Source organism: Pantoea ananatis PA13 (genome assembly GCF_000233595.1).
In the GTDB taxonomy this organism is placed as follows: Bacteria; Pseudomonadota; Gammaproteobacteria; order Enterobacterales; family Enterobacteriaceae; genus Pantoea; species Pantoea ananatis.
Map to the genome: position 1 here is coordinate 4,104,362 of NC_017554.1, position 25,475 is coordinate 4,129,836.

The 25,475-nt window shown below is 52.6% G+C and carries 24 protein-coding genes and 1 tRNA gene; 11 read left to right on the forward strand and 14 right to left on the reverse strand.

The features are described from left to right. Positions 1-28: 28 nt before the first annotated feature. Positions 29-1,057, forward strand: a complete 1,029-nt coding sequence (gene epmB, locus PAGR_RS19370; RefSeq protein ID WP_014595146.1) for an EF-P beta-lysylation protein EpmB — start codon at positions 29-31, stop codon at positions 1,055-1,057. A 161-nt stretch (positions 1,058-1,218) separates the two neighbouring features. On the opposite strand, the gene PAGR_RS19375 is transcribed toward epmB, so the two are convergent. From PAGR_RS19375 to PAGR_RS19390, 4 genes are all read right to left on the reverse strand, one after another. Then, positions 1,219-1,569, reverse strand: a complete 351-nt coding sequence (locus PAGR_RS19375) for a DUF4156 domain-containing protein (RefSeq protein ID WP_014606760.1) — start codon at positions 1,567-1,569, stop codon at positions 1,219-1,221. Between the two features lie 192 nt (positions 1,570-1,761). Then, entirely contained in the window at positions 1,762-3,411 is a 1,650-nt protein-coding gene (gene groL, locus PAGR_RS19380; RefSeq protein ID WP_013024301.1) for a chaperonin GroEL, read from the reverse strand. 48 nt (positions 3,412-3,459) lie between these two features. Further along, positions 3,460-3,753: a co-chaperone GroES gene (locus PAGR_RS19385; protein ID WP_014606761.1), complete on the reverse strand. Its 294-nt coding sequence runs from the start codon at positions 3,751-3,753 to the stop codon at positions 3,460-3,462. Positions 3,754-3,985: 232 nt separating this feature from the next. Further along, on the reverse strand, positions 3,986-4,447 hold the full coding sequence (locus tag PAGR_RS19390; RefSeq protein WP_014606762.1) for an FxsA family protein: 462 nt from the start codon (positions 4,445-4,447) through the stop codon (positions 3,986-3,988). A gap of 321 nt (positions 4,448-4,768) precedes the next feature. Between PAGR_RS19390 and aspA the strand changes: the two genes are divergently transcribed. The 6 genes from aspA (at position 4,769) to PAGR_RS19420 (ending at position 10,488) form a co-directional block, all read left to right on the forward strand. Beyond that, the gene (gene aspA, locus PAGR_RS19395; protein WP_015701111.1) at positions 4,769-6,205 is read left to right on the forward strand and encodes an aspartate ammonia-lyase; all 1,437 of its coding nucleotides are present in this window, start codon (positions 4,769-4,771) and stop codon (positions 6,203-6,205) included. Positions 6,206-6,319: 114 nt separating this feature from the next. Continuing rightward, a complete protein-coding gene (locus PAGR_RS19400) occupies positions 6,320-7,621 on the forward strand; it encodes an anaerobic C4-dicarboxylate transporter (protein WP_014606763.1) in 1,302 nt (433 codons plus the stop codon). Between the two features lie 48 nt (positions 7,622-7,669). Then, positions 7,670-7,993: a divalent cation tolerance protein CutA gene (gene cutA, locus PAGR_RS19405; RefSeq protein ID WP_024472201.1), complete on the forward strand. Its 324-nt coding sequence runs from the start codon at positions 7,670-7,672 to the stop codon at positions 7,991-7,993. Further along, a complete protein-coding gene (locus tag PAGR_RS19410; RefSeq protein WP_014606764.1) occupies positions 7,969-9,663 on the forward strand; it encodes a protein-disulfide reductase DsbD in 1,695 nt (564 codons plus the stop codon). Before cutA ends, PAGR_RS19410 begins: the two co-directional genes overlap by 25 nt. 64 nt (positions 9,664-9,727) lie before the next feature. Beyond that, complete coding sequence (gene dicD / locus PAGR_RS19415; protein ID WP_014606765.1) at positions 9,728-10,306, forward strand: division control transcriptional repressor DicD; 579 nt, start codon at positions 9,728-9,730, stop codon at positions 10,304-10,306. A gap of 106 nt (positions 10,307-10,412) precedes the next feature. Continuing rightward, positions 10,413-10,488, forward strand: a tRNA-Phe gene (locus PAGR_RS19420). Positions 10,489-10,770: 282 nt separating this feature from the next. Here the strand turns inward: PAGR_RS19420 and PAGR_RS19425 are convergent. Both PAGR_RS19425 and PAGR_RS19430 read right to left on the reverse strand, forming a co-directional pair. After that, positions 10,771-11,736 carry a tyrosine-type recombinase/integrase gene (locus PAGR_RS19425; protein WP_014606766.1) on the reverse strand — a complete coding sequence of 322 codons (966 nt, stop codon included), beginning with the start codon at positions 11,734-11,736 and terminating at the stop codon, positions 10,771-10,773. 29 nt (positions 11,737-11,765) lie between these two features. Next, positions 11,766-13,319 (reverse strand): conjugal transfer nickase/helicase domain-containing protein, encoded by a 1,554-nt coding sequence (locus PAGR_RS19430; protein WP_014606767.1) that lies wholly within the window; start codon positions 13,317-13,319, stop codon positions 11,766-11,768. Between the two features lie 195 nt (positions 13,320-13,514). On the opposite strand from PAGR_RS19430, the gene PAGR_RS19435 reads away from it, so the two are divergent. The 4 genes from PAGR_RS19435 (at position 13,515) to PAGR_RS19450 (ending at position 17,135) form a co-directional block, all read left to right on the forward strand. Further along, positions 13,515-14,063, forward strand: coding sequence for a hypothetical protein (locus PAGR_RS19435; protein ID WP_014606768.1), 549 nt, complete (start codon positions 13,515-13,517; stop codon positions 14,061-14,063). Between the two features lie 173 nt (positions 14,064-14,236). Beyond that, a complete protein-coding gene (locus PAGR_RS19440) occupies positions 14,237-15,226 on the forward strand; it encodes a hypothetical protein (RefSeq protein ID WP_015701117.1) in 990 nt (329 codons plus the stop codon). Between the two features lie 95 nt (positions 15,227-15,321). Beyond that, positions 15,322-16,527 (forward strand): conjugal transfer protein TraF, encoded by a 1,206-nt coding sequence (locus PAGR_RS19445; RefSeq protein ID WP_044042479.1) that lies wholly within the window; start codon positions 15,322-15,324, stop codon positions 16,525-16,527. 53 nt (positions 16,528-16,580) lie between these two features. Further along, positions 16,581-17,135 (forward strand): hypothetical protein, encoded by a 555-nt coding sequence (locus tag PAGR_RS19450; RefSeq protein ID WP_014606771.1) that lies wholly within the window; start codon positions 16,581-16,583, stop codon positions 17,133-17,135. Positions 17,136-17,719: 584 nt separating this feature from the next. Here PAGR_RS19450 and PAGR_RS19455 read toward each other — a convergent pair. From PAGR_RS19455 to PAGR_RS19495, 8 genes are all read right to left on the reverse strand, one after another. Further along, the gene (locus tag PAGR_RS19455) at positions 17,720-18,220 is read right to left on the reverse strand and encodes a GNAT family N-acetyltransferase (RefSeq protein WP_014606772.1); all 501 of its coding nucleotides are present in this window, start codon (positions 18,218-18,220) and stop codon (positions 17,720-17,722) included. Between the two features lie 304 nt (positions 18,221-18,524). Further along, entirely contained in the window at positions 18,525-19,274 is a 750-nt protein-coding gene (locus PAGR_RS19465) for a DUF2268 domain-containing putative Zn-dependent protease (RefSeq protein WP_237711071.1), read from the reverse strand. Between the two features lie 54 nt (positions 19,275-19,328). After that, a complete protein-coding gene (locus tag PAGR_RS19470) occupies positions 19,329-19,847 on the reverse strand; it encodes a GNAT family N-acetyltransferase (RefSeq protein WP_014606774.1) in 519 nt (172 codons plus the stop codon). Positions 19,848-19,997: 150 nt separating this feature from the next. Then, positions 19,998-20,303 carry a YciI family protein gene (locus PAGR_RS19475; protein WP_019105808.1) on the reverse strand — a complete coding sequence of 102 codons (306 nt, stop codon included), beginning with the start codon at positions 20,301-20,303 and terminating at the stop codon, positions 19,998-20,000. 276 nt (positions 20,304-20,579) lie between these two features. Beyond that, on the reverse strand, positions 20,580-21,377 hold the full coding sequence (locus PAGR_RS19480; RefSeq protein WP_014606776.1) for an inositol monophosphatase family protein: 798 nt from the start codon (positions 21,375-21,377) through the stop codon (positions 20,580-20,582). Further along, complete coding sequence (locus PAGR_RS19485; RefSeq protein ID WP_014606777.1) at positions 21,374-22,435, reverse strand: ABC transporter ATP-binding protein; 1,062 nt, start codon at positions 22,433-22,435, stop codon at positions 21,374-21,376. Before PAGR_RS19485 ends, PAGR_RS19480 begins: the two co-directional genes overlap by 4 nt. Further along, positions 22,428-24,434, reverse strand: a complete 2,007-nt coding sequence (locus PAGR_RS19490; RefSeq protein WP_014606778.1) for an ABC transporter permease — start codon at positions 24,432-24,434, stop codon at positions 22,428-22,430. The genes PAGR_RS19485 and PAGR_RS19490 overlap by 8 nt, the downstream gene beginning before the upstream one ends. Then, positions 24,431-25,387, reverse strand: coding sequence for an extracellular solute-binding protein (locus PAGR_RS19495; RefSeq protein ID WP_014606779.1), 957 nt, complete (start codon positions 25,385-25,387; stop codon positions 24,431-24,433). Before PAGR_RS19495 ends, PAGR_RS19490 begins: the two co-directional genes overlap by 4 nt. Positions 25,388-25,475 lie beyond the last annotated feature (88 nt).

Consider the following 25,475-nt stretch of genomic DNA (forward strand, 5'->3'; position numbering starts at 1 on the left):
TAGATATTAACTGGTAATAGCCAAAAAAATGGCACACATTGTAACCCTAAATTCCCCTTCCAGAGAAGATTGGTTGCAGCAACTTGCTGATGTTGTCACTGATCCTCATGAATTACTGCAACTTTTAGCGCTCGACCATCATCCGGATCTGGCTGCTGGCGGCGACGCACGCCGACTTTTTGCCCTGCGCGTGCCGCGCGCCTTTATCCGGCGAATGAAAAAAGGCGATGCGCAGGATCCCCTTCTACTCCAGGTCCTGACCAGCCGTCAGGAGTTTGTCGACGCGCCCGGTTATAGCACCGATCCGCTGGACGAACAAAATAGCGTCGTGCCGGGATTACTGCATAAATATAAAAACCGTGCATTGCTGCTGGTCAAAGGCGGCTGCGCGGTGAACTGCCGCTACTGCTTCCGCCGTCATTTTCCCTATCAGGATAATCAGGGCAACAAGCGTAACTGGCAGGCCGCGCTGGATTATATTGCAGCCCATCCTGAACTGGATGAGATCATCTTTTCGGGTGGCGATCCGTTAATGGCAAAAGATCATGAACTGGCCTGGCTCATTGACGCGCTGGGCGCTATCCCGCATCTGAAACGGCTACGTATCCACAGTCGACTGCCGGTCGTGATTCCGGATCGCATTACCGAGGCGCTGTGTCAGACGCTGGCGGAAACGCGGCTTCAGGTCTTGATGGTCACCCACATCAACCACGCCCGTGAGATTGATGAGGCGCTCTGCGATGCCATGCTGCGCCTGAAACGTGCTGACGTGACGCTGCTTAATCAGAGCGTACTGCTGCGCGGCGTGAATGATGATGCACAAACCCTGGCGGCGCTGAGCAATGCGCTGTTTGATGCCGGCATTCTGCCCTACTACCTGCATGTGCTGGACAAAGTGCAGGGCGCAGCGCATTTCTTCGTTTCTGATGAAGAAGCCCGGGCGTTGATGCGTAGCCTGCTGCCGCGGGTGTCCGGTTATCTGGTGCCGAAGCTGGCACGTGAGATCGGCGGGGAACCCAGTAAAACCCCGCTGGATCTGCAACTTCGGCAGGAATAAATCACGGGCGGCACACAGCCCGGTAGCCGCAAGCCTCATTTCCGCCGAGCAGCGGGCTGCCAACCCGTTGCACTGGCGGCTAAAAGCCATTGATAAACGCTAAAAAAACGACCGGCACATTGGCCGGTCGTCTCAAAAAATGTTGCCTGTTCAGCGCAGGCTCAGTTAGGGCATTTATAGACCTGGCCGGTCATCTTGCTGTCGAGTGGTGCAAAGGCTGAAAGCAGGTTTTGTGTAGGACTGGTTGCGCCATAAATGACGTTTCCGCCCATTTCGGCAGCACGGTTCCGCAGGTCGTTAGCCGCACCGCGCAGCGCGCTGGTTTCGCCACCGGCTCCGCTTAACCAGTTACTTTGCGAGCCGGTCAGGCTGCCCAGAAGCTGACATTGTTTGCCAGGCTGCTGATCGGTAAAGGTGACGCGCTGTCCAGCAGAAGTCAGGTCGGTTGAGCTGCTGCAGCCTGCAAGCAATAACGCACCAGCCGTAAGACCGAGCAAGAGGTTAATACGCATTATAATCCCCATTTATTATCATCAGTGTCGGATGGCAGCGTAGCAGAAAAACACGCATTTTTTCTGAACATTCATTGCCCTAATCCGTGCCAACGTAACCGTTGCGCCCCTACTTATACCCTTTCCTCTGCAAAAGAAAAACCCCCGACCGTTTCCGATCGGGGGTTCTTATGACGCAAGCGTCAGGGGCGATTACATCATGCCGCCCATACCGCCCATGCCACCCATACCGCCAGCGCCTGCACCTAAGTCTGGCGCATCGCCTTTCGGCAGGTCAGTGACCATACATTCGGTGGTGATCATCAGGCCAGCAACCGATGCCGCGTACTGCAGAGCAGAACGGGTCACTTTGGTTGGGTCCAGAATACCGAAGTCGATCATGTTGCCGTATTCTTCAGTCTGCGCGTTGTAACCGTAGTTACCGTCGCCTGCTTTCACGTTGTTCGCCACAACAGAAGGCTCTTCGCCGGCGTTAGAAACGATCTGACGCAGTGGAGATTCCATTGCGCGCAGCGCAACTTTGATACCCACGTTCTGGTCTTCGTTCTGACCACGCAGTTCGGTCAGCTGTGCTGCAACGCGAACCAGCGCCACACCACCACCTGCAACCACGCCTTCTTCAACCGCAGCACGGGTTGCGTGCAGGGCATCTTCAACGCGTGCTTTTTTCTCTTTCATTTCAACTTCAGTTGCTGCGCCCACTTTCAGAACGGCAACGCCGCCTGCCAGTTTCGCTACGCGCTCCTGCAGTTTTTCTTTGTCGTAGTCAGAGGTGGCTTCTTCAATCTGCTGACGAATCTGAGTGACACGACCCTGAATAGTGGTTTCTTCACCCACGCCATCGATGATGGTGGTGGTGTCTTTGTTGATCACGACACGCTTCGCCTGGCCCAGATCTTCCAGTGCTGCTTTTTCCAGCTCCATACCGATCTCTTCAGAGATCACGGTACCGCCGGTCAGGATAGCGATATCCTGCAGCATGGCTTTACGGCGGTCGCCGAAGCCCGGTGCTTTAACCGCAGCCACTTTCACGATGCCGCGCATGGTGTTCACCACCAGCGTTGCCAGCGCTTCGCCTTCTACGTCTTCCGCGATGATCAGCAGTGGTTTGCCTGCTTTCGCAACGGCTTCCAGCACTGGCAGCATTTCACGGATGTTAGAAATCTTCTTGTCAGCCAGCAGGATGAACGGGGTTTCCAGCTCAACGGCACCTGTTTCTGGCTTGTTGATGAAGTACGGAGACAGGTAGCCACGGTCGAACTGCATACCTTCAACCACGTCCAGCTCGTCCTGCAGGCCGGTGCCTTCTTCAACGGTGATGACGCCTTCTTTGCCCACTTTTTCCATCGCCTGAGCGATCAGGGTACCGACGGTTTCATCAGAGTTAGCAGAGATAGTCCCTACCTGAGCGATAGCTTTGGAGTCTGAGCAAGGAACAGACAGTTTTTTCAGTTCTTCAACCGCAGCGATGACCGCCTGGTCGATACCGCGCTTCAGATCCATCGGGTTCATGCCCGCTGCAACGGCTTTCAGGCCTTCGGTGATGATGGACTGCGCCAGCACGGTTGCCGTGGTGGTACCGTCGCCTGCTGCGTCGTTCGCTTTAGAGGCAACTTCTTTCACCATCTGTGCGCCCATGTTTTCGAACTTGTCTTCCAGCTCGATTTCACGCGCAACAGAAACACCATCTTTAGTGATGGTCGGTGCACCAAAAGATTTATCCAGAACCACGTTACGGCCTTTCGGGCCCAGGGTAACTTTTACTGCATCTGCCAGTACGTTCACGCCACGCAACATTTTTACGCGTGCGTCATTACCGAATTTTACGTCTTTAGCTGCCATTTCAAATTTCCCTTAAATTCGTTTCGTTCAGTGAATTACGCGTAAAACTTACGCTTCAACAATCGCCAGAATGTCGCTTTCAGAGATGATCAGGACTTCTTCGTTGTCGATTTTTTCAGTTTTGGCACCGTAGCCTTCGCTGAAGATCACGACGTCACCAACTTGTACGTCCAGCGGCTTCACTTCGCCACTCTCAAGGATACGGCCTTTGCCCACAGCCAGGACTTCACCACGCGTGGATTTGCCTGCTGCAGAACCGGTCAGCACAATGCCACCCGCTGACTTAGCTTCAACTTCTTTACGCTTCACGATGACACGATCGTGTAATGGACGAATTTTCATTTGATAGCTCTCCTTTGAGAAGTCCAATCATTCATTTTTGGGTTGAATACCGGGCTGTGTGGCTTCCGGCCTCGTGACCAGAGAGATAGGGCCGCGACCTGACACTTTCAAGGGGGCAACCCACAAATTTTTTTAGTCTGATGATGCAACTGATGACTTTTTAGACAAACCGCGCGGACGGGTCAGAAGACAAACAAAAAGCGCGACCTGATGTCGCGCTAAGAGGATGAGATTAACGATCTTTTGGATCGTCATGATGTTCAAGGCGATCGCTGTCTTTGCGTTCGAACTCGCCATCCATTGTATAACCGCTGTCCGGGCCTGCACCCGGCCCCCGCCAGACGCGCAGATGCGGCATCAGTTTTAAGGTCAGGTGTTTTTGCACTGGTGGCAGTAAGAGCAGCAGGCCCAGCATGTCGGTAAAGAAACCCGGCAGCAGCAGCAGGAAACCGGCAATGATCAGCGAAACGCTTTTCACCATTTCCTGCGCCGGACTTTCGTTACGAGCCAGCTTCTCCTGCATCAGCATAAAGTTTTTCATGCCCTGATTTTTAACCAAAGACACGCCGATGCAGGAGGTGAAAACCACCAGCAGCATGGTGAGCAGCACGCCAAGGACGTGTGCAACCTGAATGAAAAGCGAGATCTCAATCCAGGCCAGTACGAAAAAGATCACTAACGGTAACCAGCGCACCGGATTCTCCTGTGAGTCAGGCTGCCCGGCTGATGACCCGGCAGCGTAAAAATGATGATAACAAGATACAGAGATGGTCATTCAGGCCGCCCATTTCAACCGTGCCAGGCAAATTTTTGCTGCAGGGTTAAATTTGTGAGCAATTTCACATATTGTTAACGTCATAAGGCCAGTAAGGTGATCTCTGTTCGCGCTTTAGGGCTGGGTCAGAATAGGATCGTGCTCACCCGCCTGAATACGGATAAAATAGCGGTTCTGGCGCTTCCCCACAAAACAAACACATCATCTGCGATGGTTAGCAGTGACAACAAGAAGGTTATCATGGCGAACAACATTCGTATCGAAGAAGACCTGTTAGGCATGCGCGAAGTTCCGGCGGATGCTTATTATGGCGTTCATACTTTGCGTGCGATTGAAAACTTTTACATCAGCAACAGCAAAATCAGTGATATTCCTGAGTTTGTGCGCGGCATGGTGATGGTAAAAAAAGCGGCGGCGATGGCCAATAAAGAGCTGCAAACGTTGCCGCGTGACATCGCCAATACCATTATTCAGGCCTGCGATGAAGTGCTGAACAAAGGTCGCTGCATGGATCAGTTCCCGGTCGATGTGTATCAAGGCGGCGCGGGCACCTCGGTCAACATGAATACCAATGAGGTGCTGGCCAATATTGGTCTGGAGCTGATGGGGCATCAGAAAGGCGAATACCAGTATCTGAATCCCAACGACCACGTGAATAAATGCCAGTCCACCAACGATGCTTACCCGACCGGCTTTCGCATCGCCGTTTACAGCTCGCTGTTGAAACTGCTCGACGGCATCAGCCAGTTAGCCGAAGGTTTCCAGCGTAAAGCTGACGAATTCCAGACGATTTTAAAAATGGGCCGTACTCAGCTACAGGATGCGGTGCCGATGACGCTGGGTCAGGAATTCCATGCGTTTAGCGTGCTGCTCAATGAAGAGACGAAAAGCATTTTGCGCACCGGCGAACTGCTGCTGGAGGTTAACCTGGGCGCGACCGCTATTGGTACTCGCCTGAATACGCCGGATGGCTACCAACACTTAGCCGTTCAGAAACTGGCAGAAGTCAGTAACCTGGCGGTGGTGCCAGCCGAAGATCTGATCGAGGCCACCTCCGACTGCGGCGCCTACGTTATGGTGCACTCTTCGCTGAAGCGTCTGGCCGTGAAGCTTTCTAAAATTTGTAACGACCTTCGCCTGCTCTCGTCGGGTCCGCGTGCCGGCCTGAACGAAATTAACCTGCCAGAATTGCAGGCCGGCTCCTCAATCATGCCTGCCAAAGTGAATCCGGTAGTGCCTGAGGTGGTAAACCAGGTGTGCTTCAAAGTGATTGGCAACGATACCACGGTCACCATGGCGTCCGAGGCCGGGCAGCTGCAGCTTAACGTTATGGAACCGGTGATTGGCCAGGCGCTGTTTGAGTCGGTCAGCATCCTGACTAACGCTTGCTACAACCTGCTGGAAAAATGCGTTAACGGCATCACAGCCAACAAAGCGGTCTGTGAAGCTTATGTGTTTAACTCCATTGGCATCGTCACTTACCTGAACCCCTACATTGGGCACCATAATGGCGATATCGTCGGTAAAATTTGTGCCGAAACAGGTAAAAGCGTTCGCGAAGTGGTGCTTGAGCGCGGCCTGCTCACCGAAAGCGAGCTGGACGATATTTTCTCTGTGCAAAATCTGATGTATCCGGTTTATAAAGCCAAACGTTACACCGACGAAAACGAACAGTAAGGCTTAATTGTACTTACTGATGTAAAAGGCACATCGTAATCAAAACGATGTGCCTTTTTGTTTGTTAAAAGGATGAGTTTGCTTACCGGCTAATCCTGTTTGAGGAAGTGACAGATGTTCCTGATTGAGCTGTTTATCGTGTTGATGGCGATCTGGCTGGGCGCACGCCTGGGCGGCATCGGCATAGGTTTCGCAGGCGGCACAGGCGTCCTGATCCTGACGCTGGGCTTTGGCATGAAGCCCGGTGCGATCCCTTTTGATGTGATCGAAATCATCATGGCCGTGATCGCCGCGATTGCCGCCATGCAGGTGGCGGGCGGCATGGATTATCTGGTCAGCCTTGCCGAACGTTTGCTGCGTCGTCATCCACGTTATGTCACTTTCCTTGCGCCGCTGGTGACCTACATGATGACCCTGCTGGCGGGTACCGGCCACACCGCCTTCTCCACCTTGCCGGTCATTGCTGAAGTGGCGAAAGAGCAAGGCGTCCGGCCTTCCCGCCCGTTATCGATTGCGGTTGTCGCCTCTCAGGTCGCCATTACCGCCTCTCCCATTTCGGCAGCGGTGGTGTTCTTTGCCACGCTGCTGGAACCGCGCGGGGTGAGCTATATCATGCTGCTGGCGATTGCCATTCCGGCCACCATGGTGGGGCTGTTTCTTGCCGCCCTGGTGACCAATTTTCTGGGTAAAGAGCTAAAAGATGATGAGGTTTACCAGGCAAGGCTGGCGAAAGGTGAAGTGACGCTACGCGGCGAGACGGTTTATCAGACTCAACCCGGCGCTAAAAAATCGGTACTGCTGTTCCTGGCCGGTATTGCCGCCGTGGTGATTTACGCTACCGTCACCAGCGAAAGCGTCAACCTGATCGCTAACCCACCGCTGCCGCGCAATGAGGCGATCGTCGTGTTTATGCTCACTATTGCCACGCTGATCAGTCTGACCTGCAAAATTGATACCGGTGCTATCCTCAGCGCCAGCACATTCAAGTCTGGCATGAGCGCCTGCATCTGTGTGATGGGCGTGGCCTGGCTGGGCGACACCTTTGTAAAAGCCCATCTGGCTGATATCCAGATGCTGGCGGGCGATACCTTAAAAACCTATCCGTGGATGCTGGCGCTGGTGCTGTTCTTCTCTTCCATGCTGCTTTATTCCCAGGCCGCCACCGCCAAAGCCCTGCTGCCTGCCGCGTTAGCGCTTGGCGTAACGCCACTGACAGCCATCGCTTCATTTGCCGCCGTGTCTGCGCTGTTTGTGTTACCGACCTATCCCACCCTGTTAGCCGCCGTGGAGATGGACGATACGGGTTCGACCCGAATCGGTAAGTTTGTCTTCAACCATGCCTTTATTATTCCTGGCGTCCTTGCTATCACCTTGTCTGTCATGTTCGGCTTTATTTTTGGTGGGCTGTTACTGTAACTCCAGCCGGGCAGGGAACGTGCTACTATCGGCGTTATTTTCAACAGGATCGTTACGATGAACGCCGTTATCATCCTCTGTACTGCGCCAGACCAGGCCTGTGCGCAACAGCTTGCCACACAGGCGCTGCAGGCCAGGCTGGCCGCCTGTGTCACCCTCTTGCCGGGTGCAACGTCATATTATGTCTGGCAGGGCCAACTGGCGCAGTCCAGCGAAGTTCAGATGTTACTCAAATGCGACACAGCCCATCAGCAGGCCTTGATCGAACTGCTTAAGCTCGCGCATCCTTACGATGTACCAGAACTGCTGGTACTTCCGGTTCAACATGGAGACAGTGAATACTTGTCATGGCTGCACGCATCTCTCGCTTAATCACACTGGTACTGGCGCTGTTTATCTGCCTGCAGGCGCAGGCTGCCTTATTTTCCCCCAAAACCACCAGCCGCTTTTTGCCCGTTGATCAGGCTTTTGCCTTTGATTTCGATCAGCAAGGCTCGCAGCTTAACCTGCACTGGAAAGTCAAAGAGGGCTATTACCTTTACCGCCAACAGATTAAGGTCGTGCCCCATGATGCACGTATTGCGCCGTTAGCCCTGCCTGCGGGCCAGCCGCATGAAGATGAATTTTTTGGTAAAAGCGAGATTTACCCGCAGGATCTCAACGTGCCCATCATGCTGCAGCAGGCCGCGAAAGGAGCGACCCTTAGCGTAAGTTATCAAGGCTGTGCCGCCGCCGGCTTCTGTTATCCACCGGAAACCCGCAGCATCCCCCTTTCCCCGGTAGCCGCCACAATGTCCCCGCCAGCCGTTGCGCCTGCCAGCGCCAACCCTCTGCCCTTTTCGCCGTTGTGGGCGCTGCTGATTGGCATCGGCGTGGCCTTCACGCCATGTGTATTGCCGATGTATCCGCTGATCTCTGGCATTATCCTTGGCGGTAAGCGTAACTATTCACTGGGCAGGCTGTTTGCGCTGGCCATGGTCTATGTGCAGGGAATGGCGCTCACTTATACCTTACTGGGCGTGATTGTGGCGGCGGCGGGCCTGCGCTTTCAGGCGGCGTTGCAGCATCCTTATGTACTTATTGGCTTATCGGCGCTGTTTATCCTGTTAGCCCTGTCGATGTTTGGCCTGTTTTCGCTACAGCTTCCCGCCAGCGTGCAAACGCGTCTGGCACTGTGGAGCAATCGTCAGCAAGGCGGCTCACTGCCGGGCGTTTTCCTGATGGGCGCGCTGGCAGGCCTAATCTGCTCGCCCTGCACCACTGCGCCACTCAGCGCGATTCTGCTTTATATCGCGCAGAGCGGAAACCTGCTGGCCGGTGCCGGTACGCTGTGGCTCTATGCCGTCGGGATGGGATTGCCGCTGATTGCCGTTACCCTGTTTGGCAACCGCTTTCTCCCTAAAAGCGGCCCCTGGATGCAGACCGTCAAAGAAGGGTTTGGTTTTGTTATTCTCGCGCTGCCGGTCTTCCTGCTGGAGCGGATACTGGGCGATCTGTGGGGCATGCGTTTGTGGAGCCTTTTGGCCGTGGCATTCTTTGCCTGGGCATTCAGCGCGAGCTTACGCGCCAGCGGCGGCAAATGGCGCGTGATGCAAATTATGATGCTGGTCGCCGCCCTGATCAGCGCCCGCCCGTTGCAGGACTGGGCCTTTGGCAGCGGCGCGCCGCAGCAAAACATCGCGCACCTTCCCTTTCAGCCTGTTCAAACCCTTGAACAGGTAGACCAGGCCCTGCAGCAGGCTCAGGGCCGTATCACCATGGTGGATCTCTATGCGGACTGGTGCGTGGCCTGTAAAGAGTTTGAAAAATATACTTTTAGCGACAGCGCGGTACGTGACAGCCTGAACAATGTGCAGCTGTTGCAGGCTAACGTCACGGCGAACACCGCCACCGATAATGCGCTGTTGCAGCATTTGCACGTGCTCGGGTTACCCACGATTTTGTTCTTTGATGCGACAGGAAAAGAGATCCCGGAATCGCGTATTACCGGCTTCCTGAAGGCGAATGATTTTCGCGCGCATTTGCAGAAATTGCATGAGTAAACAACACTGGAACCAGGACACAGTCTGCTGAACAAAACAGGCTTGCACACCAGAGGAGAACGATTTGCAACGTGAACAGATACTTGACCATGCGTTAAACGTACTGGAACAAAACGGTCTGGCGGCGACCTCATCGCTGGCAATCCTGGCCGATGATATGCAGCTCAGCCTGACACAGCTTGAACAGTTTTGGCCCGATCGTGACGCGCTGCTCTACGATGCACTGCAGTTTCACGCCCAGCAGATTGAACAGTGGCGCCATGACATTCTGCAGAACGACGCTCTGCGTCCTGATCAGAAGCTGATGGCACGCTATGAAGGATTAAACGAGCAGGTCAACAAGGGCCGCTTTCCCGGTTGCCTGTTTATCGCCGCCTGCAGTTTTTATCCCCAGCCCGATCAGCCCATCCATCAGTTGGCAGAAAAGCAGAAGCGCGCCTCATGGCAATTTACGCATACCATCTTAACCTCGCTTGGTCTGGATAATCCCAGTATGGTTGCCGATCAAATGGAACTGATACTGGAAGGCTGCCTGAGCAAACTGCTGGTTAAACGCAACGTGCAGGACGTTGATGTGGCGAAACGCCTGGCGGAAGACGTATTGAGTATCGCCCTCTGCCGTAAAAACGGCGCACTGGCCTGAGTTTCATCGTCTTTGACTGAAATTCAGGCAATCAGTCACGTTTTGCGTGGTTTTTTTATCAAAGCCGTTGACGGCCTGCGGCCTTTACGGTTTAATGCGCCCCGTTGCCCGAATAGCTCAGTCGGTAGAGCAGGGGATTGAAAATCCCCGTGTCCCTGGTTCGATTCCGGGTTCGGGCACCACTCTTCAGAGCCTGTTCGTTAAGAGATGAGATCCTTAACGGGCAAGACAGAGATCCCTTTTCGTCATCGTGCAGGATGAGTCACATTCGTTCTACACTTGAAGATTATGGGATTAAGAATCCGGATGATGTTGACGCATCATCCGGATTTCTCACATCCCGAGTATTTCAATTACAGGTTTTTACCTTTTCACAAGGTTTGTGTCAACGATCTGTAAATGAAACCGCGCTAATTTTTCCTCCACTGATATCAATCCGTTAGAAATTTGACTTAGGAATAGTCCTAGAGCATAAATACGCTTTCCAGATTTCTTCGAAGATGATCCATATTCGCTTCAACATATTCCAGAGTGACCGCAACACTTGAATGCCCCAGCAACATTTTCACGTCATTCAGGCTTCGTTCCGGTGTTTTCATCAGATCTGTAGCGATGGTATGCCTGAAACGGTGCGGGCTGACATCACACTGACACTCACGTGAAAGCCGCCTGAAAAACGCCCGCATTGGGGGGTGATCCATGTTACCGCCCATGACGTTTTTCTTTTTTAAGCGACTGAAACGGTTGATATTAAACAGTTGATCCTTCGGCCTTGCGCCCATTTGTTTAGCCTGACGGTACAGATCTTCAAGGCGAGGCCTCAGCTTGTCAGTGACAGGCACCCGGTGTTCACGATGATTTTTTGAGCCTTCAGGTCTCAGCTCAATAACACCCTGTTTAAGATCAACATCGCACAGCCTTATATGCAGCAGCTGGTTCTGACGCATGCCCGTAAACTTTAGCGTTTCAATCACTGTCATCCAGAACCATGCGGGTTCTAGCGCGTTCGGCCGGGGATCATGAATACCGATCTGCTCCTGTTCAATTTTTCGATGCATTACGAGATCAATTTTCTTCATTTGTTCCCGGGTAAGCGTTTTCTTTCGTTTACGGTCTGGCTTAACGACCACGCCATTGAACGGATTGTCCCGGGCAGTAATGAGAGAGTGCGTTATAGCGTGGTTAAACAGCGCTCTCATATGTGCAACTTTATTATTCCATGTCCGTTTACTGCAGTTTTGTTCGTTCAAAACGTGACGTCGCCATTTAAGAACATCAAGGCGACATATACTTTCAGGCAATATTTTACCTTCACTGAATTCTGTGAAAGTTTTTACAACCTTTCTGTAGCTCCATTCACTGGCTGGACGGAGAACCTTACTGAAAAAATAGTCGTTCAGAATGTCATCGAAGGTCGTTTTTTCAGACATGGTAACCTCGTATTTTATTAACCCTGTAATTACTCTTTTTTGGGAAAGAGCCATTTGCTGTCTGAAAGACAGCTTCCATTCTTTAAAATAATGTCAGACTTAATCATGTAGCCCGACAGTTTGGTGAACTGACCGCGTTTATCCGGCGAGTCATATTTATGGTAAGAGTAAAGACCCTTACCATTTCGTGAGTGATGAAGGCCCAGTGATTCAAAGTTTTTCTGCAGCTTGTTTTTTTCGTATTTATTATCTGGCTGCGAGGAAATAAACCGGAAAAACACATCGGGCGATATCATAAAAATAAAGCCGGACAGCACATGCAAAAGACTGTCAGACTCATTAATGGTAATTTTACCGGCCTCCACGTTCTCCCGCAGCCAGTCCAGAAAAACGTTGCCCCCACAGAGTTCACTGTCGACCGCCGGCTTCCAGTCTTCCGTTTGCTCCTGCTTCATTACCACAGCAGCTTGCTCGGCTGATAAAACGGGTGCTTCCCCTTTAGCCATCAGGTCCAGTACCGAAAGTAAATCCACTCCCTGTTTAATTTCTAAATCTTCCTTTTCATTTTCACTGTCTGAACCATACTCAGTCGCTTCGTTCCCGCCGAGTGCTGACTGCAGTGCGGAGCTCAGTAACGGTAACTCTGGTATTTCTGTTCCCGGAGCCGTCTCCTCTCCGGCTGCCTGAGGGGGAGTATAAGTCGCCTCATTACTTTCAATTGGCTCTGAAACATTTGCTGAAATGATGTTACTGGACAAAAGGACAGGTGCGTTATGTGCTAAATTTGGGTGATTATCAACATGTTGCATTTCCGGCGCCGGGTTTACAGAAGAAGCTCCAGTAGTATCTGAAAGACCATCTATAGCAACACCCGCCCCCTCCCGTGCCTGCATGATGATGCTGTAAAGCACACCAGCCCCGGCGCGTTCACCCGACAGGAACTGGAGAAGGCAGCGCGATGCTTCCGGCCACTGGTGAAGCCACAGCATACCCGTTTCTGGCAGTAATCTTGCTGCCATGTACTGACCTGTCAGGGCCGGAGCCCGGGCACTCTTTGCGGGCCGGACCCGCCACGGGCCGTCAGGCTTGTGCAGCCCCGGATACCAGATTTTTCCGGACTGCGTCGCGCCTTCCACCTGCGTCAGCCAGGGCAGATGATGGAACAGGCCTGCCCAGAATACCGCACAGACCCAGCCCGGAGCCTGTGACGACTGCTCTTCAGGTGTGGCGCCTGGCGGCAGCATCATTCCCCTGACGAGCCTGACCGCCCGCACTGCCACGCCGAGGCTAAGGTCACCAAATCCCCCCGGTGACGAATAGGCACCGTTCCATGCGGCCGGGCAGTCCTGCACACGCTCAAGCATCGTCTGCGCAGGTCCCAGCCACCATGCCCCGGTGACAGACTGCGAAAGAGGACTGTTATCTGCCAGCATTCTGACAAACCTGCGTCGCTCCTCCGTCTGCAAAAGCGTACTACCCTCCAGAACCGGACGAAACGCCACTTCTCTGACGACCGTATCCGCCGGCTGCCCTGTATGCCTGTTGTTTCCCCGCCCCGTCAGCCACTTCATCACCCGTTCCATCGACACCCGCTCTTTATCTGAAATGACGTAACGCTAAGATACGGGGCGACATTTGCAACGTTAATCCTGGATTTAGTGCAGAGAGATATTCTGCTTGCGTTAATTTTCAGGAACGGATTCAGGATTAACGGCGGACGGCTTTAACGTCCCGTGCTTTTCTTGCGCAACCTTCCTTTAATTAAACTGAACACACTCATGCAGCAACGTCTGGTAGCGCTGTACCTTCTGCTGTGGCTGACGCTGTCCGGCAGCATCAGCCTTTTTATTTCATCCGGCTGTGACGCATTCTTTTTTATGTGGCTGCTTACGGCACTCTCTCCGTTTCTGCTCAGCCCCCTCGACTGGCTGACCCGTCAGCTGCTCAGGAAGCCCTGCATGCTTAGCCGCAGAAAACGCATCACCGTTCATCTGTCACCCTGTCAGCCAACCGTCGGACTCACGCCTGAGCGCGTGAGCTGGTTCTGGTCGGGGGTGTTTGAGTCAACGGAAGCCGCCTTAGCCGGGGGAAAAACCGTTGTTGTTGCTTCGCACCTTCTGACGCCTGCCCGTGCGGCCAGGCTCAGGACATACCTGAAGGTGCGGGGCTGGTCTTACCGCAGCAGGCTTACCAGCGTCCCTTTCCGGGATTCAGCCCGCGCGCTGATGCAGCTGGAAATCCTTTTCCGGCAGTGGCACTGGCGCTGTCCGTCCAGGACCCGGTGGCCGGTGATGCTGCTGAAAAAAACTTCTGAACCGGAAAAATAATTTCGGGTGTTAAGTCACGATGGCAATGTTCACACTGATTACATACATGTATTCGATCTGAACGATCGAAATATCGCGTTATACAAGGCACGGTTTTGCCAGGTACTGTATTCACACCGAATACAGAAATGATTAACAAAATATTTTCTCATTCAGCCAACACCAGGGCCTTTATGAAACGAATGAACCTGACAGAAATTCTGTCCCGCGTCGCCTTAGAGCAGACCGATGAGCAGAGGCAGCTGCTTGAGCAGTTTGCGGAAGGGAAGAAAACCGTAAGTCCGCCAGTGACCATTCGTTTCCGGCCGGCATCAAGAGAATTTTTGAATCAGGTATCACACAAGCTCGGCATCTCCGTTTCGGAGCTGGTTAATGTGATTGTTGAGGGCGTCATGACAGAAACCACAGCACCCCGAAAAGCCTCGGTAAACCGCGTTTATGAGCGCTTCTGGCACCTGATGGACCGCCACAGCCTTGATGTGGCTCAGGTGGCCACACTGCTCTCTGACCTGAACATCGGCATGAGTGTGCTTGAGAACCGGGAGCGCACGCTTGATCACCTTACCCTGCCTGTGCTGGAGCAGCTTGCGTCATGGTTCGGCGTTCAGTCCGGCTGGCTCGCCGGAAAAGACATCCTTCCGGTTCCGTCCGTGGTACTGCGTGACTTCTGGCAGGCAGCTGAATGCCTTCTGCCGCATAAAGGTACAGTGATTAACTCCTTACATTTTTACAGACGTCAGCATAATGAAGGTGATCCAGCGCTAAATTTCAGCCACGAGATGGTAATCACAGCGACCCGGGATAAATATATCAATGGCGTGTCCTTTGAAAGTAATTATTTAACCGGTGTGGTCCCTCTTAATGTCAACAATGAATCAGAAACAAACGCTTTTCTTTCTTTCTGTGAATTACTGCGGTTAAAAGGAAGGGTTGCTCAAATTTCTTTTCGCAAATTACCGGACAGGTTATTTGACAGTCTGAGAGAGGGCTCTGAGTTGCCGTTTTCGGTCTCATCCGTCACTGATGAAAGAATTATAGGTAAGCTCAGCCCAGGACATAATTTCATGTGGAGCGAGGAGGAACGGATACCTTTCCTAAATCCGGCATTTCATATTACGCCTGAATGGGAAGACTATCTGAAAGAAGTCATAAGTTTCGGTTAACCGTATTTAAATAACAAAAAACCGGGCTGTTTATTTTATTGGTGCGTCAGCACCAGGGAAACCCCTTTGTCAAAAACAAGAAAAGGAAATAAATGATGAAAGCAAAACTGTTAACCCGCAGCATCACTCTGGCATTACTGGCTTCAGCCGTGCCGTCAGTGAATGCTGCAACAACCTGGACCGAAGCGCGTAACGACGCCATGGGGGGAACCGGCGTGGCCTCTTCCGGTTATCTTGCCTCAGCGCTGGCCAACCCCGCGCTGATGACCCGCCACGATGCCGGTGACGACGTCGGGCTCATCCTGCCGGGCGTGGGGGCACAAATCAGCGATCCGGATAACCTGCGTGACGGACTGGACAGGGTAAAAAGCACCTTTGACGACTTCCGCGAATCAGCGGGCACCGGCAACAGCTCACGACAGGCGGCCGCGCTGAAACTGGCCCTGCAGGACGTCGACGGCGACAGCGGGCATGCCAGTGCCGGGCTTTCTGCGGTGATTGCCATTCCCAATGACACCCTCCCTTTCGCCTTTGTGGCCAGAGGCTGGGGACAGGCGAAGGTCCGCACTGAAATCACACAGCGTGACCTGGCGTATCTCGATGCGGCACAGAGCGGCATTTTCTCACCGACTCAGACGGATATTGACCAGATGACCTCCCGGGCGCAGGGCGTTGCCGCACTGGTCACGGAGTACGGTATCGCCGCAGCGCATCAGTTTACCCTGGCTGACACGCCGGTTTCTGTCGGTATCACGCCAAAGGTCCAGCGCGTGGATACCTGGAACTACAACGTTTCCGTCGGTAACTACAGCGCGTCAGATTTTCGCAGCGTCGACTGGAAGCATTCCGAAAGCGGCGCAAACGTCGACGTCGGCTTTGCGGCTCAGCTGACGCCAGAGTGGACAGTCGGACTGACCGGACAGAACCTTGTGGCGCGTAACATCAGTACGCGTGAAATCAACGGCATCACGGACACGTTCCAGATCCGCCCGCAGGCGACTGCCGGCACGGCGTGGAGCAATGGTTTTGTCACTCTGGCCACAGACGTTGACCTGACACCGGCCAGCGGTTTTGCCTCGGATGAAAAAGTGCAGTATGCCGGCGTGGGTGCTGAGCTGAATGCATGGAACTGGGCGCAGCTGCGTGCCGGTTACCGCGCAGACATGCACAACAGCGATCGCAGCATGTTTACCGCCGGTTTGGGGATTTCACCCTTCAACGTCGTGCATCTCGACCTGACCGGCATGGCCGGCACTGACCGCAGCTATGGCGCTGCCGCGCAGCTTTCTTTCACTTTCTGATGATGAACAACGCGGGTTGCCGGGTGCAGCCTGCCTGTTAACCGGAGAATAGCATGTCAAAAAAAGCCTTAAATCTGTCTGCCATTTTGCTGGCGACCACACTTACAGGCTGCAGCAGCTTCATGAGCGGTATCGGCCAGTTTGGTTCGCTGAATGACGGCCATCCAGTGCCTTCAGACGTAAAAGACCAGACAACAGCGGAACAACGCAATCAGGTCAGTGATGCCTACGGCCCTATTGCCATACCGGCCGATACGGTGGCCATGCGCCTGAAAGAAAAGTTTGGCTTCCTTTCTGACGGGGATGTTGCTGCCGCGCGTAACAGCGGCCAGGGGAATGCGGGCTGGTCAGCCTCGGCCATTTCAGAAGGCACCAGCTGGTCAGCAGAGCCAGGCAACTATTACCGCATGTCCAGAAACTGGGCGGAAAATGACAGGCTGACGATTGAGGTTCGCCGTACATTCAAAGGCACGGGTGCCACCGGCAACAGAGCGGGGAGCTTTGTTGTATCAACGTATATCTCATCCGCTCCAAAGCACGTCACTGATGCATGGACGAAGCGACTTTTCAGTCAGATTCATGCGGGAGCACGCGGTGAAGCGGAGTAAGGCTGTCAGCTGGCACCGGACTATCCGGTGCCTAAGAACCATGAAAGAGCATGCTGTCTATGAGGTGTTTTGCACGGATGAGGCTCATATTCATACGGTGATCCGTTTATCAAACGCGACGTTATTTACTAATGGCTCAGGGGAGCATCGGGAGGGGTTAGCCCTGTAATGGCGTTTAAGAAATCTGCCGTGCAGCCGCAGCCGGCTGTCTTCTCAGGCACCAATCGTCTCCCCTGCCCATTGCGGCGGATTTGCATCTAGTCTGGCCAGAAACTCGCTCATGGCTTAGCCTCTCTGCTTATCTAGTAAATCGCAACCGCGACCAGACCACACGACATCGTAAATTCCCGGCTTAAGACATGCCGGCCCGGGCGCTCAGCAGATGATCTGCCTCCCGCATATGTGTACATGTCGATGCTGTCACTGTCTGCTTATGGCACAAAGTGGATCTTGAACGCCAATCGTCCGCTTTGAGCGAGGAGCGGACATCAAATGGTAGTCACAGGGAAGCTCTGGCACATTAAACATAACAACCCTGTTGTGCATCACAGCTAGGAGCTGATTTTACCTAGCGAAGATACCATTTAGGCTAGGCGCTTGAGCATGTGGATAGCCACTCCGCCGTTTCGTTCCTCACTGTATTCAAATTCATAGCCTAATGATGCGTATAGGCGAAGGTTTACTTCAAATAGCGAGTTCGTATAGAGCCGGACGACATTTAAACCCGCTTGAACTGCCAATTGCTCTGCATGAGCCACCATTTTTCTTCCATAACCGCGCTTCTGAAAACGTGGATCAACAGCAACGTTTTCAATGAGGATATCTTCCTTGCGCTGAATTGTTTCAACGAGCGCGGCCAGTTCTGAATCACAGAACAAAAGGTCAACTCTGTGATCTTTGATGAACGCAGCATGATCTGCCTTCATTGGAAGAGGTTCTCGACCAATCACAGGCACCCACTTGGCGTAGGCCATTCTTGTTAGTGTCGTAACGGCCTCTGCATCGTTAATCGCTGCTATTCGCATTATCTCAGTCATAGTTTTATTTATCTCTTTATGACGTGGGGAGAAACCCAGATTTAACATAAGACTACCTGGCCGCACCATCTGAAAAGCTCTCAGCGCGTTTCCGCCGCGTCCGGGCTGTTTCCGGCACCTTTCCCCTGCTTCAAAACCTGAAAAACGCGCCTGATGATTTCTGCGCGCCTGCATGATTATGTAGTAAAAGCTATTCTCCACAAATTAGTGCGTGCAGATGCTGAAAACGTCCGCTTCTGGCACAAAGCGGACTTGCTGACTGAACTGAAGGTCCGCTATGAGCGAAAAGCGGACCAAGCGAGTTTCGCTCATGAGTTGAATAACAGCGTTAGAGAAATTAAAAGTATGTACTTCATATAAAAGCCTTTAACTCCTCAGCCTTTATGTTCGCCAGCATTGATGCTTTCAAATGTGGGGATGAAGCGAGATACCTTGATATCAGATTGAACCCTGCGGTATAACCCAGCCACCTTGGTAAATCTCCTGTTCCGAAAAACCAGGTATTATGGTCGTAATCAGTGTGATTCCAGATTTCAAACATGAGTGGATAGTAGGGCTTAACAATATCGGACTTGAGGCTTTCCCAGGGCTCAGCTTCACCACCCAAAAGCTCAAGAGAAAAATGGCCGGCAAGTCCTTCAGAGACCAGTGCTTCTCCCAGCGTTGAGCCGTATCCCGGTCCTGCCCACCTTGCCGCATGGTGAAGTTCATGAGCGAACATACGTTCAATAGAATGCGCAACGTTTTTGCAAAATGCAGGATTTTCAGGATCGACGGTTATATAGATAACACCAGATTCAGGACAAAAACCGGCATGCCCTTTTTCAGGGATAACAGACTTCCCAGCCTTAACTATGACATCAACTGAAGGGGTCGCCATCAGCCTTGTGACTTTTACATAGGTATCGGTCAGGGTAGTTCGCAGCCATTCACAGTGAACAGTGAGTTTTTCCTGAGCATTCAGAATATGGATGGTTATTTGAGGCATGTCAGTCTTACCCAGAATCATTAGTAATGTGCGTATATTAACAGACATACAGGGCATGTAATGTTGCTGCTCAGCAGTGGCCGACCAATGATCACTAATGTCAGCATCTGGCACTAAGCGGACGTTCCGTAGACCCGCTAAAAATTACATTTATGGTTTAATTAATTATTAGCGTACAAGCATGCGTACTTGCTTACCGCGATAGGTAACATAATCTTGAAACTGGAAACCAAAGCGCTCAGCCAGATGATTTGAACGTTTATTTTCTTCGTCAATAATGCAGCACAATGGGGAGGATAATGTCTGATCGGCCCATAGTAAAACTGCGGCCAGTGCTTCAGACGCATAACCTTTGCCTTGAACTTCAGGAATTAATGTCCATCCAGCTTCAGGGTATTTTAACTGAGGTGTGATATCACGATGAACATCCTGGAAACCAAACGAACCAGCATAACGGCCTGTAGTTTTCTCAAACACCGCCCAGTAGCCATACCCTAACGCTTGCCAGTGTCCGATATAACGTAATAAGCGGCTCCAAACACTTTCTGTCGTTGGTTTCTCACCGCCATTAATTTTAATCATTTCAGGCGTGCTCCAGCACGCCATAAGCGCTGGAAAATCGTCGAGCGTAAATTGCTTTAAAATTAGTCGTTCTGTCTCAAGTCGAGGCGCATCCTGAAATGTCATCACTTCTCCTGGTGTTAGCATATTTAAAGCGACTGCTTTACCAAAATGCACAATTCTTCTTTCAGGGACAATAAAATTTTGCCAATGCCCGCTTCTGGCACAAACCGGACAAGGTAACTAAGTTGAAGGTCCGCTATGAGAAAGCAGACATTAAGCGTTAAGCATGTCCTCAAAAGCGAGGCTCCACGATAAAACCTCAACCGATGCTCGTAAACCATGGATCCAAAAAGGGTCATCGGAAAATATGGATAAGGCTTCTTCTTCATGCTCAGCCTTAACTACCCATAGAGCTCCGACAGGTTGATCGTTATTTTTTTCACGTAATGAACCAGCAGCAAGAACCACACCTCGTTTTTGCTTTAACCAGTCCAAATGAGGATTAAGATATTGTTTTCTGACATTGTATTCACCTGGGTGATCCGTAAACCTTATTGCGAAAAGCATTCCTTCTCCCATTTTGCAGCATTTTGGATGCCGATTCCTGAATGTTAATAAGCACTAAAGATGACTTTTTATCAAGCGTTGACGTCCGTTTTTGGCACCAAGCGGACATTAAAGAATACCTGAGTCCGTTATGTGCGACACCGGTCAAAGTCGGGTCAGAAGTTAAAACGAACCCTACTGACATGCATACTTGAGGTCTGTGGTGCTCAATAGTTTTAAAAGCTATGGGCTGACACATCTGGCCTGTGCGCATTTCATATATGCATGTAGATATAGCTCACTGAGGGGTTATGAAAAGCGTTGATGGAACCAGTCATAAAGTTCAGGACGCGCTGCTACCACCGAACCTTCACGGGCTTCTTCGCCAGAAAATTGCCTGACCTGAATGCCGTTCTCCTGGGCAATCAATTTTCCTGCGGCGATATCGTAATAACTCAACCCGTCCTCAAAAAACGCGTCCAGTCTGCCTGACGCGACATAGGCAAGATCGAGCGCCGCCGAACCCAGTCGCCGGACGCCTGCGCTTTCAGCCATAAGCCGCGCCAGGCCGTTAAACAGCACCGCCCGGTCAATCACCTTTAACTGGCCTGGAACGGGCAGCGAGACTGAGCACAGTGCTTCAGCCGGTGTTTTCGCCGTCAAATCCGGAAGCGGCATACCATCCAGGCGGGCACCGTGACCTCTGATGGCGGTAAAGCACTCTTCCCGAAGCGGATCGTATACAACGCCCAGTATTTCCCCCTCGTCATCGCAGAGCGCAATGCTGACCGCAAAGTAAGGGATACCCCAGATAAAATTGCTGGTGCCATCCAGCGGGTCGACGACCCAGTATTGCGAATGGTGGCCGCGGGTAAACCCCGTTTCTTCTCCCAGGAAACCAAAACCCGGCGCGTCTTCGTTAAGACGCGAAAAGATGATGCTTTCTGCAGCCAGATCGGCGGCAGAAGCATAATCTGCGGTGCCTTTCTTACTGATGTCGGTGTCTTCCAGACTGCCAAAGCGCTTAACCAGCTCAGCACCGCCTGCCCGGGCTGCGCGTTTCGCCGCCAGCAGAAGGCGAGGTCTGTCGAGGTCATTTTTTGTCATGCCTCCTCCTTCATAAAACGTGGGTTGCCAAACGTAATGCCAACTCGCTTGCCGCGCGGCAGAGGTGCGCTGGCTTCAGCTGAGAGGCTGTGCAGGGGGCTGAATGACAAGGTGTGAACCCATGCGCGGCCAATATAACGTACATCCGTGACGGTGACGTCGCAGGCGCCAGTGCCCGGCTCACAAAAGTGAACGCTTTCGGGACGCACGAAAAAGGTTGCTCGTCCTCTGCGTGACGGATCGATGATGTTTAAAAAAGGACCGTCATCCGGTCTGAAGCCCTGGTCTTCCAGTACGCCGTCGATAAAGTTGGCCTGACCGACAAAGTCTGCCACAAAGCGCGTTTCGGGACGGGAATAGACCGCTTCCGGGCAGGCGAGCTGATCGACTTTTCCTCCCTTCATCACGGCAATGCGGTCAGACAGCGCCAACGCCTCTTCCTGATCGTGTGTGACATAAATAGCGGTCACACCGATGCGCTGCTGTAATTCACGCAGTTCCTGCCTTAACGAGACGCGGAGTTTTGCGTCAAGGTTGGACATCGGCTCATCCAGTAACAACAGTGGCGGATCGATAACAAGTGCGCGGGCCATTGCGATGCGCTGCTGCATGCCGCCGCTCATTTCAGCCGGATAGCGGTCTTCCACATGGCGAAGCTGCACCTGAGCCAGTGCAAGGCGAACCCGTTTTTGAATGTCTTCTCTACTTATTTTCCGTAACTTAAGTCCGTAAGCCACGTTATCGAAGATGGTTTTATTGGGCCACAGCGCGTAGTTCTGGAAGACAAAACCGATATTTCTGTCCCAGGGGGCGCGTGTTGACACGTCGACGCCGTCAAATAAGATGTGGCCGCTGTTAATCGCGTGAAAGCCAGCCACTGAACGAAGTAAGGTCGTTTTACCGCAGCCTGACGGGCCCAGCAACGTAAAAAACTCACCCGGTCGGATCGTCATTGAGACATCATCCAGAACAAGATGCGTGCTATAGCGTTTTGACACAGACTGAATAGTCACCTCACAGCCTCGCCGCGATGCTGCGTCGTGATGAATGTCAGACATAATTGTTCCTCTCCGACTGCCCGTAGCGGACAACGGCATAAAGTGGCACATAGATAATCAGCATCAGAAAAATCGTCTGGGCTGCAGAAATGCCAAAATCGGCATCGACCAGCGTGTTTTCAAATATTACGGCCGTCATGGGCTTCCAGGGCGGACGATAGAGGACGATTGTCGAAGACAGTTCAGTGACGATATGTAAAAACGTCAGCGTCGCACCGGTGAGTGCCCCGGCCAGCATTAGCGGGGCCGTGATGGTCAGAAAAACGCGAGCGGGTCTGGCACCTAAACTGATTGCGGCTTCGTCGAGAGCAGGATGAACCTGGCGGAGTGCGGCTTCAGACGCTTTAACTGTAAAGGGCAGGTTTCGGACGACATAAGCCAGTGCCAGAATAAACCACGTCCCGGTGAGCTGCAGAGGTGCCTGATTGAAAATCAGGATCATCCCGATGCCCAGCACGGTTCCGGGAATAACATAAGGCAACATGACAAGACCGCTAAGCGAAGGCGCAAGGAATGTGTAGCGTTTACGCACCAGAACGTAAGCCACGCCCAGTCCCCCGGAAAAGGCAACCAGCGTGCCCGAAAGACCCAGTGACAGCGTGACCCATGCGGGCATCAACCCGTTTTGCCACATGGTTACATAGTTAGCCAGCGTGGGCGTCAGCGTTGGCAGGCCCACACGCCATTTAACAAAGCTTGTAACCAGCACAGTGATGTGCGGGACAAAGGCCAGCAGCAGAACACAGCCGCTCAGAAAAAGGGTCAGGCAGTGACCTGCACGGGAGAGTTCGCGTTGTTCGGGACGCCGTGATGAAACGGCAGCATAGCCACGACGTGAAAGATAGAGCTGCTGCATCATGAGAAAAAGGCTGGAAATCGCGACCAGAACCACTGAACCCGTGGCCGCCAGTGCAGGGTTTCTTCCCGCTTCACTCAGAAACGCGTTATAGATCAGTACAGGTAAGACATTCAAATCAAGACCAATGATGCGCGGTGTGCCGAAGTCTGACAGGGCCGCCATCATCGCCAGATAGAGCCCTGTCACGATTCCCGGCATGGCTAACGGAATCTCCACTGTCAGACGGGCACGTAAGGGGGATGCGCCCAGGGACTCAGCTGCCTCAATATGGGACGCATCCAGTTGCCGAAAGGCGCTGTAACTGAGCAGAAATATAACCGGAAAAACCAGCCAGGTGATGACCCAAATGACCCCATAAATGCCCACAATTGACGTCTGCAGGTCCAGCAACGTCGTCACAATCCCGTTGCGTCCCAGCAGAAGCCGCCAGGCATAGGCACCAAGGAAAGGGGGAGAAACCGATGCCATTGTCACCATGAAAACAAGCGCGTTGGCGCCTGCAATTCTGAAGCGCGCGATCATATAGGCCAGCGAAACGCCAATTAACGCGGCGAGCGTCGTGGCAAAAAAGGAAATCATCAGGCTGTTCAGGGTAGCGTGCAGCGTTTCACTGGTGGCAAAAAAGGCAAAATAATGGCTGAGCGTATAGGTCAGCGTCGGATTTTCTGCTGTGATAAACGCATTCGTCGCGTGCCCGAGAATGACTGTTCCGTCTGGCTGCAAGGTAGCCGTCAGCGATTTTGCCGCTGTTCGACTGAAAAGGCTTCGCGGCGCTTGCTGAGTCAGGAGTAAAGTGTCGCTGCCCACGCCTAAATGCATTTCTCCGCGGCTTGCAGAGGTAACGCTGAGCGGCGATGTACTGTGAATCACTATTTTATTTGTGCCCGAGGCGACAAAACGCAGTGGTTCATCGCCACGTTTTGTCACCGTTACGCCATCCTTATCCGTGTTCAGCGTATAGTCGCGTGTCATTTCCGGAACGGCGTCAAGCCCTCCAGCCCGACTCACAAGGGTAAATTTGCCACTGTCGCTCAGCAATGATGCGCTGAGCAGGCGAGCCTGAGGCCAGAGGATGGTTATTCCACAGAACAGCAGCATAAGGACGGTGAACCAGCGCCATGAATCACGAAGCCCTTTCATTTTGGTAACGCCGCCTGAAAACGTGCGACGACAACCTGTTTAGGATCCTGTGGCGAGATAATGTTGAGCGTGCTCAGATCGGGAAGCGCTGCGGGAGGCGCGACATCTGAGCGGGCTGAACGACGTATCGTGAGATCCCTGACTTTTTCATGGGTGTCTTTCTGTCCGAGAAAGTCGATAAACAGTTTGGCCTGGTCGGGATGAGGAGCGCCCTGAACGACAGCCTGTGCATCAATCTGACCGGTCACCGCATCAGTGGGATAAACAATGCTGACCGGCAGTCCGTTGGCTTTCCATTTAGCGCCCAAATCTTCGTTTATCCAGCCTGCAGCGGCTTCGCCATCACGGACGGCGTTGAAGGCATCATCGGAGCCTGCTGCGATCCGTGCACCTTTGACCAGATTGCTGATAAACGGCCAACCAAACTGTCCGGCAAGCGCCGATATCAGGGTATAACCGGTTCCCGAACGGGCCGGATCGGGGATGATCAATGTCCCCTGTTTTCGCCATTTTCCTGTCACCATATCGGCCTGCGAGGACGGCATTTCCGTTGAAGGGACACGTTTCGTACTCACGATGATGGGTTGCAGAAGAAGGGTAAAAGGATGCCAGATATGACGTGGATCTGCGGTGACCATTGCACTGTCTGTTTTGCTCTCATAAGGCTGGAACAGAGCCGCATTTTCATCGTAAATCTGTGTGGGTCCGCCCCACAGGAGATCGGCTGAAGGGTTGCCGGCTTCGGCGCGCAGCCTTTCGACCACTTCGCCAGTACCGCCTCTGACCAGTGTGACGTTAATTTCCGGATGCACTTTTTTAAACATCTCAAGGACAGGTGATGTCGTCGTTTCACCGTGAGCCGTGTAAATCACCAACTCAGAAGAACTGGCGGTGCCCGTCATTAATAACGCGCTGACGGTCAACGCAACCAGGGAATAAAACACCTTACTCATTGTCGGCACACTCCTGCATTTAAATCCAGTTAATGGTTTAATTAAATTGTGATTGTGGGCAATTAAACGGGGCTTTTATGATTTTTTT

Bases quoted from the DNA above. Each gene is read 5' to 3' on its own strand.
- PAGR_RS19470 (WP_014606774.1), bottom strand. From the start codon at position 19,847: ATGACATTTCAGGATGCGCCTCGACTTGAGACAGAACGACTAATTTTA.
- PAGR_RS19480 (WP_014606776.1), bottom strand. From the start codon at position 21,377: ATGACAAAAAATGACCTCGACAGACCTCGCCTTCTGCTGGCGGCGAAA.
- PAGR_RS19485 (WP_014606777.1), bottom strand. From the start codon at position 22,435: ATGTCTGACATTCATCACGACGCAGCATCGCGGCGAGGCTGTGAGGTG.
- PAGR_RS19410 (WP_014606764.1), top strand. From the start codon at position 7,969: ATGGCTGCACGCATCTCTCGCTTAATCACACTGGTACTGGCGCTGTTT.
- PAGR_RS19475 (WP_019105808.1), bottom strand. From the start codon at position 20,303: ATGGGAGAAGGAATGCTTTTCGCAATAAGGTTTACGGATCACCCAGGT.
- PAGR_RS19425 (WP_014606766.1), bottom strand. From the start codon at position 11,736: ATGTCTGAAAAAACGACCTTCGATGACATTCTGAACGACTATTTTTTC.
- PAGR_RS19455 (WP_014606772.1), bottom strand. From the start codon at position 18,220: ATGTTAAATCTGGGTTTCTCCCCACGTCATAAAGAGATAAATAAAACT.
- groL (WP_013024301.1), bottom strand. From the start codon at position 3,411: ATGGCAGCTAAAGACGTAAAATTCGGTAATGACGCACGCGTAAAAATG.
- PAGR_RS19375 (WP_014606760.1), bottom strand. From the start codon at position 1,569: ATGCGTATTAACCTCTTGCTCGGTCTTACGGCTGGTGCGTTATTGCTT.
- PAGR_RS19385 (WP_014606761.1), bottom strand. From the start codon at position 3,753: ATGAAAATTCGTCCATTACACGATCGTGTCATCGTGAAGCGTAAAGAA.
- PAGR_RS19430 (WP_014606767.1), bottom strand. From the start codon at position 13,319: ATGGAACGGGTGATGAAGTGGCTGACGGGGCGGGGAAACAACAGGCAT.
- PAGR_RS19450 (WP_014606771.1), top strand. From the start codon at position 16,581: ATGTCAAAAAAAGCCTTAAATCTGTCTGCCATTTTGCTGGCGACCACA.
- aspA (WP_015701111.1), top strand. From the start codon at position 4,769: ATGGCGAACAACATTCGTATCGAAGAAGACCTGTTAGGCATGCGCGAA.
- PAGR_RS19440 (WP_015701117.1), top strand. From the start codon at position 14,237: ATGAAACGAATGAACCTGACAGAAATTCTGTCCCGCGTCGCCTTAGAG.
- PAGR_RS19495 (WP_014606779.1), bottom strand. From the start codon at position 25,387: ATGAGTAAGGTGTTTTATTCCCTGGTTGCGTTGACCGTCAGCGCGTTA.
- epmB (WP_014595146.1), top strand. From the start codon at position 29: ATGGCACACATTGTAACCCTAAATTCCCCTTCCAGAGAAGATTGGTTG.
- PAGR_RS19445 (WP_044042479.1), top strand. From the start codon at position 15,322: ATGAAAGCAAAACTGTTAACCCGCAGCATCACTCTGGCATTACTGGCT.
- PAGR_RS19490 (WP_014606778.1), bottom strand. From the start codon at position 24,434: ATGAAAGGGCTTCGTGATTCATGGCGCTGGTTCACCGTCCTTATGCTG.
- PAGR_RS19435 (WP_014606768.1), top strand. From the start codon at position 13,515: ATGCAGCAACGTCTGGTAGCGCTGTACCTTCTGCTGTGGCTGACGCTG.
- PAGR_RS19400 (WP_014606763.1), top strand. From the start codon at position 6,320: ATGTTCCTGATTGAGCTGTTTATCGTGTTGATGGCGATCTGGCTGGGC.